Source organism: Amycolatopsis sp. cmx-4-54, from assembly GCF_046548895.1.
Lineage (GTDB): Bacteria > Actinomycetota > Actinomycetes > Mycobacteriales > Pseudonocardiaceae > Amycolatopsis.
The window spans coordinates 39,633-58,367 of record NZ_JAEBEJ010000003.1 but is presented as its reverse complement, the minus strand read 5'-3'; the positions used below and the strand labels follow the sequence as shown (position 1 = coordinate 58,367).

13 protein-coding genes and 1 tRNA gene are annotated in these 18,735 nt (G+C 65.8%); 5 read left to right on the top strand and 9 right to left on the bottom strand.

Annotated features, from left to right (window positions below):
- Positions 1–3: 3 nt before the first annotated feature.
- From ACLJQ7_RS10405 to ACLJQ7_RS10390, 4 genes are all read right to left on the bottom strand, one after another.
- Positions 4–1,374: a hypothetical protein gene (locus ACLJQ7_RS10405; RefSeq protein WP_410647955.1), complete on the bottom strand. Its 1,371-nt coding sequence runs from the start codon at positions 1,372–1,374 to the stop codon at positions 4–6.
- Between the two features lie 29 nt (positions 1,375–1,403).
- Entirely contained in the window at positions 1,404–3,776 is a 2,373-nt protein-coding gene (locus tag ACLJQ7_RS10400; protein ID WP_410647954.1) for an N-6 DNA methylase, read from the bottom strand.
- 751 nt (positions 3,777–4,527) lie between these two features.
- Positions 4,528–4,600 (bottom strand) — tRNA-Thr (locus ACLJQ7_RS10395).
- A gap of 44 nt (positions 4,601–4,644) precedes the next feature.
- Positions 4,645–6,213 carry an alkaline phosphatase D family protein gene (locus ACLJQ7_RS10390; RefSeq protein ID WP_410647953.1) on the bottom strand — a complete coding sequence of 523 codons (1,569 nt, stop codon included), beginning with the start codon at positions 6,211–6,213 and terminating at the stop codon, positions 4,645–4,647.
- 149 nt (positions 6,214–6,362) lie between these two features.
- On the opposite strand from ACLJQ7_RS10390, the gene ACLJQ7_RS10385 reads away from it, so the two are divergent.
- The 3 genes from ACLJQ7_RS10385 to otsB all read left to right on the top strand — a co-directional run bounded on the left by ACLJQ7_RS10385 (position 6,363) and on the right by otsB (position 12,026).
- Positions 6,363–7,928 carry a threonine/serine exporter ThrE family protein gene (locus tag ACLJQ7_RS10385; RefSeq protein ID WP_410647952.1) on the top strand — a complete coding sequence of 522 codons (1,566 nt, stop codon included), beginning with the start codon at positions 6,363–6,365 and terminating at the stop codon, positions 7,926–7,928.
- 81 nt (positions 7,929–8,009) lie between these two features.
- Positions 8,010–9,461 (top strand): trehalose-6-phosphate synthase, encoded by a 1,452-nt coding sequence (locus ACLJQ7_RS10380; protein WP_410647951.1) that lies wholly within the window; start codon positions 8,010–8,012, stop codon positions 9,459–9,461.
- A 36-nt stretch (positions 9,462–9,497) separates the two neighbouring features.
- Entirely contained in the window at positions 9,498–12,026 is a 2,529-nt protein-coding gene (gene otsB / locus ACLJQ7_RS10375; protein ID WP_410647950.1) for a trehalose-phosphatase, read from the top strand.
- 77 nt (positions 12,027–12,103) lie between these two features.
- Here otsB and ACLJQ7_RS10370 read toward each other — a convergent pair whose 3' ends face one another.
- From ACLJQ7_RS10370 to ACLJQ7_RS10355, 4 genes are all read right to left on the bottom strand, one after another.
- Complete coding sequence (locus ACLJQ7_RS10370) at positions 12,104–12,376, bottom strand: MoaD/ThiS family protein (protein ID WP_410647949.1); 273 nt, start codon at positions 12,374–12,376, stop codon at positions 12,104–12,106.
- Positions 12,377–13,429, bottom strand: coding sequence for a WD40/YVTN/BNR-like repeat-containing protein (locus ACLJQ7_RS10365; RefSeq protein ID WP_410647948.1), 1,053 nt, complete (start codon positions 13,427–13,429; stop codon positions 12,377–12,379).
- A 216-nt stretch (positions 13,430–13,645) separates the two neighbouring features.
- Entirely contained in the window at positions 13,646–14,602 is a 957-nt protein-coding gene (locus ACLJQ7_RS10360) for a glycoside hydrolase family 6 protein (protein WP_410648563.1), read from the bottom strand.
- Positions 14,603–14,717: 115 nt separating this feature from the next.
- Complete coding sequence (locus ACLJQ7_RS10355; RefSeq protein ID WP_410647947.1) at positions 14,718–15,383, bottom strand: C39 family peptidase; 666 nt, start codon at positions 15,381–15,383, stop codon at positions 14,718–14,720.
- A gap of 158 nt (positions 15,384–15,541) precedes the next feature.
- Between ACLJQ7_RS10355 and ACLJQ7_RS10350 the strand changes: the two genes are divergently transcribed.
- On the top strand, positions 15,542–16,183 hold the full coding sequence (locus tag ACLJQ7_RS10350; protein ID WP_410647945.1) for an RNA polymerase sigma factor: 642 nt from the start codon (positions 15,542–15,544) through the stop codon (positions 16,181–16,183).
- 10 nt (positions 16,184–16,193) lie between these two features.
- Positions 16,194–17,315 (top strand): CU044_5270 family protein, encoded by a 1,122-nt coding sequence (locus ACLJQ7_RS10345; protein ID WP_410647944.1) that lies wholly within the window; start codon positions 16,194–16,196, stop codon positions 17,313–17,315.
- On the opposite strand, the gene radA is transcribed toward ACLJQ7_RS10345, so the two are convergent.
- The gene (gene radA, locus ACLJQ7_RS10340; RefSeq protein ID WP_410647943.1) at positions 17,312–18,670 is read right to left on the bottom strand and encodes a DNA repair protein RadA; all 1,359 of its coding nucleotides are present in this window, start codon (positions 18,668–18,670) and stop codon (positions 17,312–17,314) included. The two genes, ACLJQ7_RS10345 and radA, sit on opposite strands and share 4 nt — an antisense overlap.
- Between the last annotated feature and the right edge of the window lie 65 nt (positions 18,671–18,735).

Below are 18,735 nucleotides of genomic sequence, written 5' to 3'. Positions count from 1 at the left end.
CAGTTAGAAATCGACCCGACCATCCGCATGCGCGGCCGCAATTTCTAGTTCAGCTTGAGATAAGGCTTGTTCAACCAGCTTCGTTGCGTCCATTCTTTGCGAGTGCGCCTTCATTAAACCATCACGGAACTCTCGCCCCAAATTCTCCTGGGTCCGAATTGGCGGAAGCGGAATGGGCATGTCGACTACCGCATCTCCGGTAATGCCCGCGAGATTAGTCGTCATCTGCGCCCTACCCTGAAACCACGCTCTGACCAGAGGCGTCGCAAGAAAGGCATTAACATACTCGGGATGAAGCTCTTCAAGGTTCAGAGCAAGACGGAATACATGGTCATCGTGCACACAATCCTCGATCTGCCCCTCCCAAAGCGCAGCCTTTCCGACTAGCTCCATACTATTATTTCGACAAATCAAGATATCACCGGCGTTAATCCGCAAGCTTTTCAAGCTTGACGGGGGAACATCGATCTCTTTAACATCCGATAGATCCAACCCCCACTTCTGAATGTTTGCCACCCGAATGTAGGGTCGCGCATTGTCACCGGGACGGTTTCGCGGCGACTTGGACACCCCACGCTTCAGCACAGACAGATCGCCGCTTCCGAGCGGAGCGGATCGATAGCGCCCGTCCGCCAATGCAGACCCTCCCTGGAGGATTGACATAGCAGAGCGAAATGTCCAACGATAAAGTGACCCACTCTCCACAGCGACAAACTTTCGCCCATGCTCAATAGGCCGGTAAACAAGCCCGAGAGCGTCCATGAATGCTCGAACTGTCAAGCCCTCGGTATCTACGGCATCCACAATGAGTTGCTCGGCAACATCCAATTGACGGCGGTATTGGTCAACAATACGACGTTGCGTCGATTTGCCGACCACTGGAATCAGCAAATCTTCGAAGCTTTCTGGAGTCACACGCCTACGACCGCTGTGTCCGACCGCTAGCGCCTCGACTTGACTCCGGAAGATTTTTGTCCTGCAGAGTATTTGCAAGAATTCTGGCAGAAACCCACCCGAAACATGTACATCGTAGATGGGGTATTCAGAGCTAAAAGCGATCGACTCGAACTCCTTCGGGATAACGGCGATCGCCCCATTTCTAATATCAATCTTCGAGAAGACTAGATCATCTGCACGTGCTATCCACGTCTTACCAGCGATTTTCGTTCCTTCGGCCCGAAGTGACACTGACCCGTCAAAATGGATCGAGCCGTATCGAACGCCATTCGCATCGATATTTTCTTCCCGTCGCCTCCGAACGAATCGCCCGATCGGGCGCTGCGCTTCCTTGCTCCCTTCCCAGTTCTTCGAAAGTACACTCTTAACGTCCCATCGCGAAAGAGCCGTCGATGCTACAATCGTCGTAGTGAACATCTGCACACCTCCTTCTTGCAATCTAAATTCTAGAATAAAGCAACTTCTTGCGTTTCGATAAATCTTGCTTTATTCTCGTCAAAGTCACGGAACGCTTGGAGCACCTCCGGCAATTCATTCGGGACATGTGTGCCAGTATCACCGGAACCGGTGATTCCAGCAGAGGAAACCTCAGCCATAAATACTGGGTAGTTCCAGCGCGCCTTCCTCCTTTCCTGCAGCTCGCGCTCGAGTTTCGCCTGCAGTGCATCTTCTTTCGCTCGCGCCATCCGTATTAGTTTCCTCGAGCTTGCGCGACCAGACGGCCCCATTGCCTCAGATAGTTTTCTGGCCGCTTTCAACCTGGCCACGGATGAAGCTTTGTCTTTTTCGAGTTTCTTTAACTCATCCAGCAGAGGCAGCAGCGCTTCGTTGCCACCAACTTCGGCCAATCGAAAATCGTTCTCACCCTGAAGTATCTCGTCTTTGAATTCACTTTTTAGTTCATTGGCAATAGAGTTTGTGAGCTCCTCCCAGCCCCTCGCCTCGTCGTCGCTAAATTTCCGAAGAAAAACTAGCGAAGTTTTCACTGTGGCATTAGCCGAGCGAAACACTTCGTGCGGTATGGAAACTACTGCGAGAAGTTTCGCTCGACTCTCGACGTAGTTTCTCAACCATGCGGTAGTAGGGTTGTTAAGGATCCCATCGGGTAGGACAATGCCGAGCTTTCCGCCAGGTTTGAGCAGTGAGATGCAGCGCTCGACGAAAACCTCTTCAGTAGCACGTGCCGGCCTAACACTTCCTTGGCCCATAGGAGAGCCGACTGGATTGCGGCCGACGTCGAACAGTTCGAGAATTGGCCGCTGAAGACGGGCGGCCTCTAGCATTGCACGATAGTAACCATGCCACTCTTCGCCATATGTCTCGATATTCTTCCGCACCTGAGTGGCAGTCATAGGCGCCACGGTGGTTTGCTCTGTCGTACCAACCAGCTGATCACGGCCCACTGTTGCACCGAAAGGCGGGTTACTAAGCACGATATCGAACCGCTGCGGAAATATCGCGTCGATATCAAGCAGGCCATCGTGATAGTAGATACCAGCATGACCATCACCGTGCATGATCATATTCATCTTCGCCGTACGGGCAGCTCGCATTTCTGCATCGACGCCGAAGATCGAATCACCGCTAACCGCCCGGATGCGTGAATTTTCAACAGTCTCGTCGAGTCGCGCATTAACAGCAGAAATGTTTGCATCGATCTCGGTTTCCAACTTTTCCGTCGACCAGTTGTTCTTCTTTGCCTCCAACAACAGACTTGACTTGGCGTCAGCCTTCTCGCGTGCAGCGTCGGCCTCAATCCCGTTCCTGATATATTCAAAGGCCTTGATAAGAAAGCCCCCCGTTCCGCAAGCAGGATCACATACGCGCTGCCCCTCCCGGGGATTCAACATCTCGACCATGAAGTCGACAATCGGCCTCGGCGTGAAGAACTGGCCAAGCTCGCCCCGGAACGTGGCTCCCAGGAACCGCTCAAAAGCCAACCCTTTGATATCATCCCCGGTGCGCGAGAGATTGAAGCGCTCCAACATGCGGACGATTCGCTCAAAGGTCGGGTAAGAAACCTTAATTCTGTCGTCGTCCGAAAACAAATCGTCAGCTGCGAATTTGCCTTTGGTCACAGAGAACAGCTGTTCAAGGACTTCACTGCCGTCTCCTTCGATAAGGTTAGCTTGCTTCACCTTCCTGATCTTTTCGGTCGTAAAGACCTCTGATTTACCTGTACGCTCATACGCCATCTTGATAAAGAGGATCTTTGATATCTCGTCGAAGGCGGCGCCTGGGTCCATCTTATGGTTGTCTCGTAGGATGGAGTGGCAATCATGCAGGAGCCGCTGAAACTCGTCTCTAGTAAATGCCTTGGTAGCTCGACGGACGGACTCTAGGCGTGCTGGGTCAGACAGATCAGCAGCAGACGGTATCCGAGTAATCTGAATGCGATCGCCTGGAGCCCCGGGCGTCAGGCGAAATACAGCCTGATCTCGATTGTTTAGACAAACAAGGAATTCAGCGTTCACCGCCCTAGCGTAGCTCTCCCCTTGTGCATAGTCGCGTACATCAATCGAGACATTATCTGACTTAACTTCAGCCACCATCAAGTAGTCTCGGTTGTCCTTTAGAGCTTGTGCGTCTCGAGCAACAACCAGGTCAGCGCGACTCGATGAGCGTCCCCTTTGAGTTCGCCTTTCTTGAGCCATCTGATCTAACTGGAAACCATACTGCACAACAAGGCGGTAGATAAATTGCTGGCGAACTTCCTCTTCTGGAGTAAGCAATAGCCAGGCGTCTCGTAAAGGAGCCCATACATACCCTGAGTCGACATGCAGGGGCTGCTGGTCATCGCCGTACGGGCTGGTGGGCACCCGCCTGGGTTTACGCCTAGTAGACACCGCCATGGGTGATCCATCACCTTCCGTTCGAGCCACTACCGATCGCCGTGAAGCTTAGTTCTTCTTAGGCTTTGCTCCCCTCAACGACCCCACGGATCACCAGACGGCCCGGCCAACCGCGGCAATACACTTCACCGGCGCGAGGTCCATCTATGCGGCACTTGCTGACTTGCAGCACGAGGCGTGCAAGCTAGCGAACCCACAAGCCACACGAGAGATCGGACTCATACGGCCGATCATGGAGCCGCTGCATACCAACATCGCCGTCACTTCCTGAGCCTCCGCCCACTCGACGAAGTCAGAGCACGCGGCACATGGTCCCGCTAGCGCAGGCGGTCCAACGTTCAGGCGTTGCCTGTTGCAAGCTACGAGGACTTCGCCAGCAGGCCTGGGTGACTAGCTGCATTGGATCGCTCACAGCCAGCGTGCCCCTTCTTGCCGTCTCATGTCCGCCTCGTCGCGGGGAGGGCAGAACATGCATCGGGTGAAGCCTGCGTCGTCCTTCTGGGAAACCATCCCAGCCAAGCGGGACAGCGCCCATAGCCAGCCCGGTCCGCAGCGTGACGTCATCAAACGCGTACGGCTCTGAGCTTGCCAACTTTCGCCGCGGCTTTCGGCACAGCAGTGAAAACGGAGACGAAACGGAGCCCAATGAGACCAAACCAAATGTGAACAACACTCACATAGAGTGGAGGACCGGCAGGTCAACGCCATGTTGATCTTGAGCCGCCAAGGGGGCTCGAACCCCTGACCTTCTGTTTACAAGACAGATGCTCTACCAGCTGAGCTATAGCGGCCTTGCCCAGGGCAGCCCGGGCACGGCCAGTATATCGGCGCCCGTTCAGCCGTCCGCAGGGCGCACCCGGGGGTCTCCGGCCACCGCCCGGAAGGCGTGCGCGAACGTCACGGCGGTCGCCGGATCGCGCCGGTCGGCGACGTAGTACCAGTTCATCCGGACGGCTTCCGGGGTCACTTCGAGGACGCCGGGGCCGTGCGAGTCCAACTCGACGAAGCGCACGTGCGGGTTCAGCGCGCGGATCGCGGCTTCCACCTTCAGCGAGCCGGTGCGCGGCGGGACGCCGAGCTGCTCGTCGATGTTGTCCGAGGTGACCGACGGGCAGACGAACTCCACGGCGACGCTCGTCCCGTCCCGCGGCACGTCGTTCGCCCAGGACGAGTGAACGTCGCCGGTCAGGAACACCGTGTTGCCCCGGCCCTGTGCGGCGATGGTGTCGAGGACCCGGCGACGGTCGGCGGTGTAGCCGTCCCACTGGTCGGTGTTCACCGTGGTCGGCTGGCCGTCGAGCAGGTCGTCGAGCGCGAGCCGTTCGCGGGCGGGCAGCGCGGGGACCTTGATCGGCGTGACCATCACCGAGTTCCCGATCAGGTTCCAGGACGCGGTCCCGCGGGCGAGGCCGTCCAGGAACCACCGCCGCTGCTCGGCGCCGAGGATGGTGCCTTCCACCGAAGCCGGGCCTGGCTGCCGGGTCCGGTACGTCCGCAGGTCCAGCATGGTGAGGTCGGCCAGCCTCCCGAATTTCAGCCGCCGGTACAGCCGGTCCCCGCGGTGCCGCACCGGCATCCATTCGAAGTACGCCTGGTGCGCGGCCCGCATCCGGTCCAGCCAGGGTCCTTCGGTCGCCGGGTCGTGTGACGGCGACCCGCCGGACCAGGCGTTGTCGGCGGCCTCGTGGTCGTCCCAGGTCGCGACCATCGGGTGACGCGCGTGCAGCCGCCGGAGGTGCTCGTCGGTCTTGTACATCGCGTGGCGTTGCCGGTAGTCCCCCAGGGTGATCAACTCGTTGGGCGGTACCGAAGGCCGGAGATCACCCACAGGGTTGGGATTCCCTTCGTAGAGGTAGTCACCCAGGTGAATGAAGGCGTCCAGATCGTCGCGGTCGGCCAGATAGCCGTAGGGAGCGAAGTGACCGACAGCCCAGTTGGCGCACGAGACCACACCGAACCGGAGGCCGGCGACGTCCGCATCGTGCGGAGGCGCGGTGCGTGTCCGCCCGAGCGGCGAGACCTTCCCCTGAGCCGTGAAGCGGTACCAATACGCGGTCGACGCGCACAGCCCGCCCGCCGTCACCTTCACCGTATGGTCGCGTTCCGGCCCTGTCCGGACGTGACCGCGAGCGACGACGCGCGCGAATCCGGCGTCTTCGGCCACCTCCCACCGGACGTCCACCGTGGCCTCTTTTCCGGATCCCGGAACCGCCTCCGGCGAGGGCGTGACGCGGGTCCAGAGAAGCACCGAATCGGGCATTGGATCGCCCGACGCCACCCCGTATGCGAAAACCGGGGTCTCCGCCCCGCTAGATGCCCCCGAAAGGGTGAATGTCGCGGCTGTTCCGGCGGCCGTGACCCCGGCCGCGCGAAGAACGGATCGCCTGCTCACGGAGGACGCCATGGCATGCAGTGTGCCCTGGACCGCCGCCCCCGTGATGATCTTCCTCCGACGTGGTGGACGCCACTTCGGGTTTCCTGCAACGGTCGAGGCACCGGCCCCGATGCTCCTCGGGAAAGTCCCTCGAACCAGAGTGAGGAGGTGGATCGATCATGAAGATCAACGAGCACACCAAGGGAGCCCGACGGGGCGAACACGGTGGCGAAAAGAACCAGGACGAAACACCCGAACGTGGCGAATGGCTGCTGGAAGCGCCGCGCCAGCGTGACGGAGAGCGATCGATCCCCCAGGCTCGCTCGCACCGGCCCAATCTGCTGCGCCGCCGCGCCTGGCAGATCCTCGAGGCGCCGACGGCCGAGCAGCCCGCCGTCGAGGCCGACGAGGCGATGGGCCCGAAACCGCCCGACGACTCGACGGTCAACTTCGTCCTGGACCTCGCCCTGCGTATCGGCGAGGTCCAGATGTCGAGCGGCGCCGGCGCCTCCGACGTCACGGCCACGATCATCGCGCTGACCTCCGCGCTCGGCCTCCCGCACTGCGAGGTCGACGTGATCTTCACGTCGATCACGGTGACCTGCCACCGCGGCACCGACATGGCCCCGGTGACGGCGCTGCGCGTGGTCCGCTCGCGCAGCCTCGACTACACGCGGCTCACCCAGACGGAGACGCTGGTCCGCCGGATCGTCCGCGGCAACATCGGCGCCGAAGAGGCCCAGCAGGAACTCCAGCGGATCACCACCGCGCCGCACCCGTACCCCCGCTGGGTGGCCACGGCCGCTTGGGGTGGGCTGGCCGCGTTCATCACCCTGATCCTCGGCGGCAGCATCGACGTCGCGCTGGTCGCGCTCGTGATCAGCGCGGTCATCGACCGCCTCGGCCGTTACCTCAACCGCTTCGCGCTGCCGTTCTTCTTCCAGCAGGTGATCGGCGGCCTGGTCGCGACCCTGTCGGCGATGGCGATAGTCAGCAGCAATCTGCTCACCACGGACAAACCCACGCTGGTCGTCGCGGCGGCCGTCACCGTGCTGCTGTCCGGTCTCTCCACGGTTTCCGCCGTGCAGGACGCCATCACCGGCTACTACGTCACAGCGGCCGGGCGCACGATGGAAACGGCGCTGATGAGTGCCGGGCTGATCGCGGGCGTGGTGCTGGCGCTGAAGATCGCGGTGCTGCTCAAAATGCCGCTCACGCCGTTGCCCGAGGTCGTCTCGTCGACGCCGCAGGACCTGCCGATCATCGTCCTCGGCAGCGTCGGCGCGTCGGCCTGCTTCGCGCTGGCCTCCTACTCGACGCTGCGCGCGATGATCGTCGCGGGAGCGGCGGGCGCCATCGGCGGCGCGGTCTACGGCGCCTTGATGCTGACCGACTTCCAGGCCGTCAGTTCGTCCGCGGTCGCCGCCACGCTGGTCGGTTTCTGCGGCGGCGTGCTCGCCAGGCGCCTCAAGGTCACCCCCCTCGTGGTGGCTGTGTCCGGCATCACGCCCCTCCTCCCCGGCCTCTCCACCTATCGTGGTCTATACCAATTGGGCGTCGAGCCCGGCGGGAACATCTCGACGCTGATGACCGCGGTCGCGATCGGGCTTGCCCTGGCAGCGGGTGTGGTACTCGGTGAATACCTCGCGCAGCCGGTGCGCACGGGGCTCGGCAGGCTCGAACGCAAGTTCGCCGGGCCGAGGATGGCGGGCCCGATGGAACCCGCCGAACGACGCTTGGAGTGATCGCTCGCCGACCGGCCGCGACCTCCTCGCGCGATAGGGTTTCCGCTTAGGGCAGCGACCCGCGAATCGAGGGAGCGGCTGGTGGACGAAGTGATTGCCGAGACGAGCAGAACGGCCTCCGCGGATTTCGTGGTGGTGGCGAACCGGCTCCCGGTGGACCTCGAACGGACCGCCGACGGAAGCAGGCGCTGGACGGCGAGCCCCGGCGGGCTGGTGTCGGCGCTCGAACCGTTCCTGCGGTCACGCAAGGGAGCCTGGGTCGGGTGGCCGGGTGTGCCCGACGTCGACGTCGAGGAGTTCGAGGACGACGGCCTGGTGCTGCACCCGGTCTCCCTGACGTCGGACGACGTCCGGGACTACTACGAGGGCTTCTCCAACGCGACGCTCTGGCCGCTGTACCACGACGTGGTGGAGCGGCCGGTGTTCGACCGGAGCTGGTGGGAGTCCTACGTCCGGGTGAACCGGCGCTTCGCCGAGGCGAGCGCGAAGGTCGCCGCCGTGGGCGCGACCGTGTGGATCCAGGACTACCAGCTGCAACTGGTCCCGGCGATGCTCCGCGAACTGCGTCCCGACCTCCGGATCGGGTTCTTCCTGCACATCCCGTTTCCCCCGGTCGAGTTGTTCATGCAGATGCCGTGGCGGACCGAGATCGTCCGCGGCCTGGTCGGGGCCGACCTCGTCGGCTTCCACCGGCCGGGTGGCGCGCAGAACTTCCTCTGGCTGGCGCGGCAGCTGGCCGGCCTGGAGTCCAGCCGCGGCGCGGTCGGCATCCGCACCCGCCCCGGCCTGATGCAGGTCGGCGACCGCACGGTGCGGGTCGGCGCGTTCCCGATCTCCATCGACGCCATCGGCCTCGACAAACTCGCCAAGACCAAGGGCGTCGCCGAACGCGCCGCCCAGCTGCGGCGCGACCTGGGCAATCCGAAGAAGGTCCTGCTCGGCGTCGACCGGCTCGACTACACCAAGGGCATCGACCTGCGGTTGCAGGCGCTGCACGAGCTGCTGCACGAGGGCCGCGTCCGCCCGGAGGACGTCACGTTCGTCCAGCTGGCCACCCCGAGCCGCGAGCGTGTCGAGCACTACCAGCGGATGCGCGGCGACATCGAGCAGATGGTCGGGCGGATCAACGGGGAGTTCGCCCGCGTGGGTCACCCGGTCGTGCATTATCTGCACCAGTCCGTGAACCGGACGGAGCTGGCCGCGTTCTTCTCCGCGGCCGACGTCATGGTGGTCACTCCCCTGCGTGACGGGATGAACCTCGTCTGCAAGGAGTACGTCGCCTGCCGCCACGACCTGGGCGGTTCGCTCGTGCTCTCGGAGTTCGCCGGCGCCGCGGCGGAGCTCACCAGCGCGCTCCTGGTCAACCCGCATGACCTGGACGGGGTGAAGAACGCCTTGGAGACAGCCATTACGCTCGACCCCGCAGAGGGACGCCGCCGTATGCGCGCCATGCGTCGACAGGTCCTCACGCATGACGTCGACCGCTGGGCGCGCTCGTTCCTGCAGGCGCTCGGTGCCGAACCGGCCGACTGATTCCCCGACCCCCGCTACGTTCCCGAGGAGAAATCGTTGACCGCCGAGGCACTGCCCGCCGAGCTGCGGCGCGCGATCGTCCAGGTCGCGCGCACCCCGCGGTTGCTGGTCGCCTGCGACTACGACGGCACGCTGGCTCCGATCACGGCCAATCCGGACGAAGCCCGGCCGCTGCCCGAATCGGTAGGCGCGCTCAGGTCGCTCGCCGGCCTGCACGAGACGACCACCGCGGTCATCTCCGGCCGCGCGCTGCGTGATCTCGCCACCCTGTCCCGTCTCCCGGCCGAGGTGAACCTGGTCGGCAGCCACGGGTCCGAATTCGACATCGGCTTCATCCACGCGCTCGACGACAAGGCCCGCGAGCTCCACAGACGGCTCGAAGCCGAGCTGGAGAACCTGGTGCTCGACGTGCCGGGCGTCTCACTCGAGGTCAAGCCCGCCAGCATCGCGGTGCACGTCCGCCGCGCCGAGCACGAGGCGGGCCGCCGGGTCCTGCGCGACGTCCACAATGGACCCTCGCAGTGGGAAGGCGTGTCCACGACCGACGGCAAGGAGGTCGTCGAGCTCGCGGTCGTCCAGACGGACAAGGGCCGCGCGCTGGACACCCTGCGCCACCAGGTCGGCGCGACGGCCGCGGTCTTCCTCGGCGACGACGTCACCGACGAGAAGGCGTTCGCCCGGATCTCCGGCCCGGACCTCGGCGTCAAGGTCGGCGACGGGGAAAGCCTCGCGCAGTACCGGGTCCCGGACACTGTCGACGTCGCGATGGCGCTCGCCTTCCTCCTCGAAGAGCGGCGCAACTGGCTCTACGGCGAGCAGGCGCCGCCGATCGAGCGGCTTTCCATGCTGGCCAACGAACGTTCGGTCGCGCTGGTCACGCCGGACGCCCGGCTGACCTGGCTGTGCCACCCGGGGCCCGACGCGCCCGCGATCTTCGCGGACCTGCTCGGCGGCGCCGGCGCCGGACACTTCTCGATCAAGCCGCACCGCAACGGCCTGCCGCTCGGGCAGCGGTACCTGCCGAACACGATGACGGTCGAGACCCGCTGGTCGCGGTTGCTCGTCACCGACTACCTGGAGCCGGAGAGCCCCGCGCACCGCACGGATCTCGTCCGGGTGATCTCGGGCGAGGCGGCGGCGGAGATCGTGTTCGCGCCGCGGCCCGAGTTCGGCGGTGTGCCGGTGAAGCTGGTCACCCAGGGCGACGGGCTCCTGGTGCAGGGCACCTCGGAACCGTTCGCGCTGCGGTCGCCCGGCGTGGAGTGGGAGATCACCTCCGACGGCATGAACGACACCGCGACGGCGCTCGTCACCCCCTCCCCGGACAATCCGGTGGTACTCGAACTCCGTTGCGGCACCTCGGACCTCGGCGCGCACGAACTGTCCGAAGTGGATCGACGGGCCCGCGCGGGCGACTACTGGAGCAGCTGGGCGCGGACGCTCAAACTGCCCGGCGTCCAGACCGACCTCGTCGGCCGCTCGGCGCTCACGCTGCGCGGGCTGGTCAACACCGACACCGGCGGCGTGCTCGCGGCGGCGACGTCCTCGCTGCCGGAGGAGATCGGCGGCGTCCGTAACTGGGACTACCGCTACTGCTGGATCCGCGACGCGGCCATGACCGTGCGCGAACTGGTCCACCTCGGCTCGACCGAAGAGGCGGAAGGCTACCTCCGCTGGCTGCACGGCGTACTGTCCACTTTGGCCGGTCCGGAGCGGCTGCACCCGCTGTACACGTTGGCTGGCAGCGTGATCGGTGCCGAAGCGGTCATCGAGTCGCTGCCCGGGTACGCCGGTTCGCGGCCGGTCCGCGTCGGCAACCTGGCGAACCACCAGGTCCAGCTCGACGTGTTCGGCCCGGTCGTCGAACTCGTGCAGACGCTGGCGGCGGCGCGCGGCGAACTCCGCGACGAGGACTGGCAGATGGTGCGCGCGATGGCCGAGGCCGTCACGCGGCGCTGGAACGAGCCGGACCACGGCATCTGGGAGGAGCGGCACGTGCCGCGTCACCGGGTGTACTCGCGGGTGATGTGCTGGGTGACCATCGACCGGGCGATCAAGCTCGGCGAGGTCTACGGCCGTGCGGTGCCGGGCGCGTGGCCGACGCTGCGTGACGAGATCGCCGCGGACGTGCTGGAGAAGGGCTGGAACGACGAGGTCCAGGCCTTCACCACCGCTTACGACGGAACGGATCTCGACGCCGCGTCGCTGTTCGTCGGGCTGACCGGGCTGATCGATCCGGCCGACCCGCGGTTCCAGTCCACGGTGACCGCGATCGAGGCGGAACTGCGCAGTGGGTCCACTGTGTACCGTTACCGCCGCGACGACGGCCTTCCCGGCGGCGAGGGTGGTTTCCACATCTGCGCGGCCTGGCTCATCGAGGCGTACCTGCTCACCGGGCGGCGCACCGAGGCCGAGGAACTGTTCACGCAGATCGTCGACGCCGCCGGCCCGACCGGGCTGCTGCCCGAGCAGTTCGACCCGATCGCGGAACGCTCGCTGGGCAACCACCCGCAGGCGTACTCGCATATCGGGCTGATCCGCTGCGCGAACCTGCTTTCCCAGTAGCGGTTCTCATGGTCGTGAAGGCCTCCTTCCCTACTCGCAAGGTAGGGAAGGAGGCCTTCACGACCTCCGCTGCCTGATCAGCCACCGGCGACCGACGGGATGATCTGGACCTCCTTCGCTTCGGCGAGCGAAGTCTTGGCACCGTCGAGACGGCGGCACTCCTCACCGTCCACATAGAAGTTCACGTAGCGCCGCAGCGCGCCGGTTTCGTCGCGCAGACGGCGTTCCAGCGCGGGGAACCCGTCACCGAGCGAGTCCAGGACGCCGTCGAGCGTCGAGGCCTCGACTTCGAGCGTGGCGCGGCCGTCCGCGAGCGGCCGCAGCATCGCGGGCAGCAGGACCCGGACCACCTAGACCACCTGGGCCCGCACGCACAGCACGTCCGGCAGATGCGCGGCCACCTGATGCCAGGTGTCGCCTTCGTCGGGACTCGCCCACACTTCGCCGGATCGCGTGCCGAAGTAGATGCCGTCGCGCGAATCGACGCACATCCCGTCCCGCAGCACTCCCGCGTAGAAACCCTTGTCCGGCAGGCCGTTCCCCAGGCCGGTCCAGGTCTCGCCCGCGTCCTCGCTGCGGTAGACCCGGCAACGGCCTTCCGGCGGGAAGCGGAGAACGTCGGCCACCAAGGGAAAGTTGTAGACGGTGTCCGGTTCGGACGGATGGATGGCCATGGCGAAGCCGAAATCGTTCGGCAGACCGCCGGCGATCGACTGCCACGTCTTCGCGTCGTCGTCGCTGCGGTACACGCCGCCGTGATTCTGGAGGAAGAACCGCTCGGGACGCGACGGATGCATCGCGACCTTGTGCACGCACTGCCCGAACTCGGGTTCCTCGTCGGGCAGGAAATCCGCGCTGATCCCGCGGTTCGACGCCGTCCAGCTCTTGCCGCCGTCCTCGGTGCGGTAGACCCCGCCCGTCGACATGGCGACGGTGATCCGCCCGGGATCCGTGGGATGCGGCAGGATCGTGTGGATCATCTGGCCGCCGCCACCGGGAGTCCAGTGTGGACGGTGCTCGTGATCCCACAGCCCGCGTACGAGTTCGAAGGTTTCGCCGCCGTCCTCGGAGCGGAACAGCGCCGACGGCTCGACACCGGCGTAGACGACGTCCCCGGCGAGCACGATCTGCCAGATGCCTTCGAGCGCGGTCTCCGTGTCGGCGGGGAAGGCGATCGGGGCGTGATCGGGTTCGGACCAGGTCTCGCCGAAGTCTTCCGAAGTCGCGATCGTCGGGCCGAAGTGCTCGTTGACCGCGGCCGCGTAGACCTTGGCGGGGGCCAGCGCGACCGCCCGGACGGCCTCCATGGGGAACTTCGGTTCGGAGATTTCCCAGTTCTCGCGATCCTCGCTGCGGGCGAGGAACAAGCCCTTCCTGGTACCGATCCCCAGCTGGAACTCCACGACGCCATCCTCTCGGTCGATGCTGTGACTCAGGTCACCTCGCACCGTACTACCGGAAGCGCGTGAAGGCCCCTTCCCTCGGCTGAGCCGAGGGAAGGGGCCTTCACGCGCGAATGGAGGCGTCGCGCCGGCTGCAGTCCAAGGGGTCGTGGCCCTCGCCTTCTCGGGAGAACGAGGGTCACAGACGAACAGCCGGCGCGACGGGTTTCGGGGCGGTCAGGTCCCGCTGATCAGGCGCAGCGCCAGATCGGGGCTGAACTGACCGGCTTCGACGTTCGGCGCGATCCCGCATTTGCCGTCGGAGTCACCGGGCACCTTGACCCAGAGCAGCATCTCGGCGCCGCCGCCGGTCTGCGAGGTCGCCCCGAGCTTGCGCCCGGCCGGGTTGCACCACTCGGAGCCCTTGGGACCGTTGCCGTTGCGGCTCGTGTCGATCACGAACGGCTTGGTGTAGCCGTACTTGCTCGACAGCGCGGCGCTGACGGCCTTGCCGTAGTTCGCCGAGTCGGTGGTGGTCTTGTAGTTCGACACGTTGATCGCGAGACCGCGGATCGACTTCACCCCGACGGCGTTGAGCCGGTCGGCCATGGTCGCGGCGGGGATCCAGGTCGAGTTTCCGCCGTCCATGTACGCCCAGGTGTTCGGGGCCTTCGCGGCGAACTGCTCGGCGGCGTACTTGAGCAGGTCGAGGCGGGTCTGGCGCTCACCGGCGGGCAGGCAGTCGACCTGCGCGAGCGCGTCCGGCTCGATGACGACGACCGCGGGCTTGCCGCCGATACCGTCGGCGAAGTTCGAGATCCAGGTCCGGTACGCCTCCGGGCTGCCCGCGCCGCCACCGGAGTGACCGCCGCAGTCGCGGCCGGGGATGTTGTAGGCGACCAGGATCGGCAGCTTGTCCGCCACGTCGGCGGCGTAGGTGTAGCCGTCGACGGCTGTCTTGACGTTCCCGCTCCAGTTGCCGAACCATCGCGCGCCTGCCTTGGTGGAGATGGCGGCCTTGATCTTGTCGGCGGTGCTGCCCGGGTGATCCCGCACCCAGACCGCGGGGTTGGAATTCGGATCGACGTAGAAGCCGTTGGTCTTCTCAAGGGGGTTGCCGTCGGCGGCTTGGGCCGGAGCGGCGATGAGGGCCAGCAGTGAGGCGGCCAGCAGACCGAGCGTCTTGATGCGCATGCCGATCAGCTTCGAGCCCACCCGTACAAGATTCGTACAACTCATGCGTTTCGTCCTCTGAACGCGGTCCTTGCGCGGGCAAGTAACGCATTCAGAGGACGAAACGCTTTGGGGGTCAGGCCGAGTAGCCCTTCGGCGGGATCAGGGTGGCGAGCTGGTTGAAGGTGAGCCAGTAGATCTGGTTGCCGCCGAAGTTGGCCGGGTCGGCGATCTTCACCGTCATGTTGCCGCTGTTGTAGCCGATGATCGTGAAGTAGTGGTAGATCGTGTAGTTCGGGTAGCCCGGCGGATGGTTGTTCGCCGGGGCGACGATGTTCGCGACGATCGCGTAGCCCTTGTCGACGTCCAGCACGATGTCGCGCCACAGGAGGTCGCGCTGCGCCTGGGTCGGCGGGTCGTTCGGCATCTCCTTGGTCTCGTACCAGCCACCGGCGACGTGGTTGTTGAGGACGCGGGTGACCTGCCCGATCCAGTCGGTGCCGTTGGTGCTGGTCGGCAGCTCGTTCGCGAGCTGCTGCTGGCTGGGCGGGTTGCCGTTCTTGGCCGAGATGGCGATCCGGGTGGCGGCCGGGCCGCACCAGTACCCGGTCTCCTGGATCTGGTACTGGATGTTGAGCTCCGCGGCCGCCCTGACCCCTTCGACCTTGGCGGGCGGCGCCATCGAATGCACGAAGTCGGGCGCGGGTACGACGTTCTCGCCTTGGGCGACGGCCGCCGCCGGAACGGTGATCAGTGCGGACACCGCGAGCGCGGCCACGACCGCGGTCCTGAGTCGACGCATGGTAATCCTTCCCCAGTTTCACTTTTGGATGGTGAATCCTGAACAGGATCTCCGGTCACGCGGCTTTTGTCTGCGGTGTCACCTGCGCTTTCCCCGTTCGGCCCACGACGAAAGTAGGATTGGATGAACGCTCCGGGGGCCATCGGGCAATAGCGATCGTGCAGGTGATGAAAGACGATCACGAGCAGGCCGGCACGGGCGGGCTGGACAGGCCGGATCTCGGTGGTCCGGACCCCGCACCCGTCTTCGGCATGCTCTTCGACGCCCACGCGGCCCCGCTCCAGCGCTATCTCGCACGCCGCGTCGGCACGGAGACCGCGCACGACCTCGTCGCCGAGACCTTCCTTGTGGCATTACGGCGACGCGAGACGTATCGCCCCGAGGCGGGCACGGCGCGCGCGTGGCTCTACGGGATCGCGACGAACCTGCTGCGCCACCACGTCCGCACGGAGACCAGGGCACTCAACGCGACGGCCCGGCTCGCGGCCGCCGACCAGACGGTCTCGGCCGGACACGACGGCCGCGTCGCCGAGCGGGTCGACGCCCAGTCCCGCGCGGCCCAGCTGGCGGGCGCGCTGGCCGAATTGAGCGTCGCGGACCGCGACACCCTGCTGCTGGTCTCGTGGGCGGGCCTGGATCCCGGCGAGGTCGCCGAGGCACTGGGAATCCCCGCCGGGACGGTCAGATCACGGTTGCACCGGATCCGGAGATGGCTGCGCGCCAACGCACCGGAGATCACCACTGAGTCCACTGAGTCCACAGCGTCCATATCGGAGGGCGGCGAAAGTGCACGGCGATAACATCCGGAAGGTGTGGTCCGAGGCCGAACTCGACGAAGCGCTCGCCGGCCTGCACGCCGAGCCGCGAACAAGGCAGGACGAACTCGCCCGCGCCAGGGCGGCGCTCCTGCGCGCCGCCGGCGAGGTGGAGGACGAACTCCTCCCCATGACCGCGCCCCCGGTGAAGAAGCGGCCGGGCTCGTGGCGGTGGATCGCGGCCGCGGCCGCCGCGGCACTGGTGTCCGGCGGCGGGATCGTGGCGACGAACGTCTTCACCGCCGGCGACGGCCCGGACCCCGCGGCCCACTCGACGGTCACCCAGGGCGAAAACGCGCTCGACGGCCTCCACGCCGACGACTCCCCGATCCGGGACGACCAGTACCGGCTCGTCACCGAATCCACGTGGACCACGCATGTCACCAAGGCTGGGCTAGTCTTCCAAACCCACGAGATCCGCGAACGATGGCTTCCGCCGCGCAACTGGATGCGGATCAAGACGCGCTTCACCGGAACCGGCGAGATCCGCTGGATCAAGGGCGACTACCAGACGGCCATGGCCAACGGCGTGGCACTTCCGGGGCCGTCGTCCCACGTCACCATGGCGGAGGTGTGGCCGACGCGCACCACCACCACGTCACCGGTGCCCCCTCCGCTGAAGACCTCCGAGGCGGGGCCGCCGGATCGGCTGCCGTCGGAAAGCGGATGGACCGACCCCTCGCCGGAGTTTCTCGCCGAACTGCCCGCCGACCCGGCGAAGCTGTCCGACCGGCTCCGCCGTGACGGCCTCTGGCCGGATGGCCGCTCACCGGAGCAGCAGAACTCCACCCCTGAGATGTTCGAGATGGCCTTCAACGTCCTCCGCTCCTCCCAGGGCTTCGGCGAGATGCGGGTGGCACTGTACAAAGCGCTCGCGAGGATTCCCGGCATCACCGTGGCGAGCGTGGCCGCTCCCGGCGGACGGCCGGCGGTGTCCTTCACGGTCGCGCTGCCGAACCAGACGCGCACGTTCGTCGTCGACAAGACGACGGCCGCCGTCGTCGAGAACCGCGCCGTCCGGTCCAACGGAAAGTACGAAGGCTGGCCGGGGCTGACCTTATTCGACACGACGATCTCGGTGGCGATCACCGACGACGACGGCCCCGAGCCCAGCTAGCGCGCGTGCTTGGCGGCGTTGAGCGCGCTTCCGACGTCCGGGACCTCCAGCACCCGGATCCCCGGCGGGATTTTGCCGGAGTCCGGCGGCACGAGCGCGTAGGTGAAGCCGAGCCGGGCGGCTTCCGCGAGCCGCCGCCCGACGCTCGGCACCCGGCGGACCTCGCCCGACAGCCCGACCTCGCCCATCGCGACGAGTTTGGGCGAAAGCGGCGTGTCCCTCGCCGAGGAGATCAGGGCCAGCACCACCGCGAGGTCGATCCCGGGTTCGGTGATCTTCATGCCGCCGACCGTCGCCACGTAGACGTCCTTGTCGCCGACCTTGATGTTCGCCCGCTTCTCGACCACCGCCAGCACCATCGCGACACGTGCCGAATCGAGACCGCTCACCGCGCGCCGGGGCTGCGGTGACTGGGTCGCCGACACGAGCGCCTGCACCTCGCCCAGCAACGGCCGCTTGCCCTCCATGGTCACCGTGACCGCGGTGCCCGCGACCGGCTCCGCGGTGTGGCTGAGGAACAGGCCAGACGGGTCGGGCACGCCGACGATGCCCTCCTCGACCAGTTCGAAGCAGCCGATCTCGTCGGCGGCGCCGAACCGGTTCTTGATGCCGCGCAGCATCCGCAGCGTCGAATGCTTGTCTCCCTCGAACTGCAGGACCACGTCGACCAGGTGCTCCAGCACGCGCGGCCCGGCGACCGAACCGTCCTTGGTGACGTGCCCGACCAGCACGATCGGCAGCCCGCGCTCCTTGGCCAGCGCGACCAGTCCGGAGGTGACCGCGCGGACCTGGGTGACGCCGCCCGGCGCCCCCTCCACCTGCGGCGAGGCCATGGTCTGGACCGAGTCGACGATCAGCACCCCCGGCTTGACCGCGTCGACGTGCCCGAGGATCGCGGAGAGATCGCTCTCGGCCGCGAGGAACATCTCGTCGTGGACGTTGCCGGTGCGCTCGGCGCGCAGGCGCACCTGCCCCGCCGACTCCTCACCGGTGACGTAGAGCGCCCGGCCCGCGGTGGCCGCCCATTGGTAGGCGACCTCCAGCAGGAGGGTCGATTTGCCGACACCGGGCTCGCCCGCGAGCAGGATGACCGCGCCCGGCACGAACCCGCCACCGAGCACACGGTCCAGCTCCGAGACGCCGGTGGGCTTCGCGCGCGCCGTCTCGACGTCGACCTCGCCGATCGGGCGCGCCGGTGCGCTGGGCGCTCCCGCCGAGACCCTGGCTATCGCGGGGCGGGCGTCGCCGCGTTCCTCGATGGTCCCCCACGCCTGACATTCGGGGCAGCGCCCGACCCACTTCGGCGCCTCGTACCCGCATTCACCGCAGCGGTACGTACTGCCTTTCTTGACCACTCCGCGAGGCTAGCGGCCACCACCGACAAACCCCGGCAACGACGCAAGTACATGAAGGCCCCCTT

Coding starts and splice junctions, on each gene's coding strand:
- ACLJQ7_RS10405 (WP_410647955.1), bottom strand. CDS start 1,374: ATGTTCACTACGACGATTGTAGCATCGACGGCTCTTTCGCGATGGGAC.
- ACLJQ7_RS10390 (WP_410647953.1), bottom strand. CDS start 6,213: ATGGCGTCCTCCGTGAGCAGGCGATCCGTTCTTCGCGCGGCCGGGGTC.
- ACLJQ7_RS10385 (WP_410647952.1), top strand. CDS start 6,363: ATGAAGATCAACGAGCACACCAAGGGAGCCCGACGGGGCGAACACGGT.
- ACLJQ7_RS10360 (WP_410648563.1), bottom strand. CDS start 14,602: ATGCGCATCAAGACGCTCGGTCTGCTGGCCGCCTCACTGCTGGCCCTC.
- ACLJQ7_RS10355 (WP_410647947.1), bottom strand. CDS start 15,383: ATGCGTCGACTCAGGACCGCGGTCGTGGCCGCGCTCGCGGTGTCCGCA.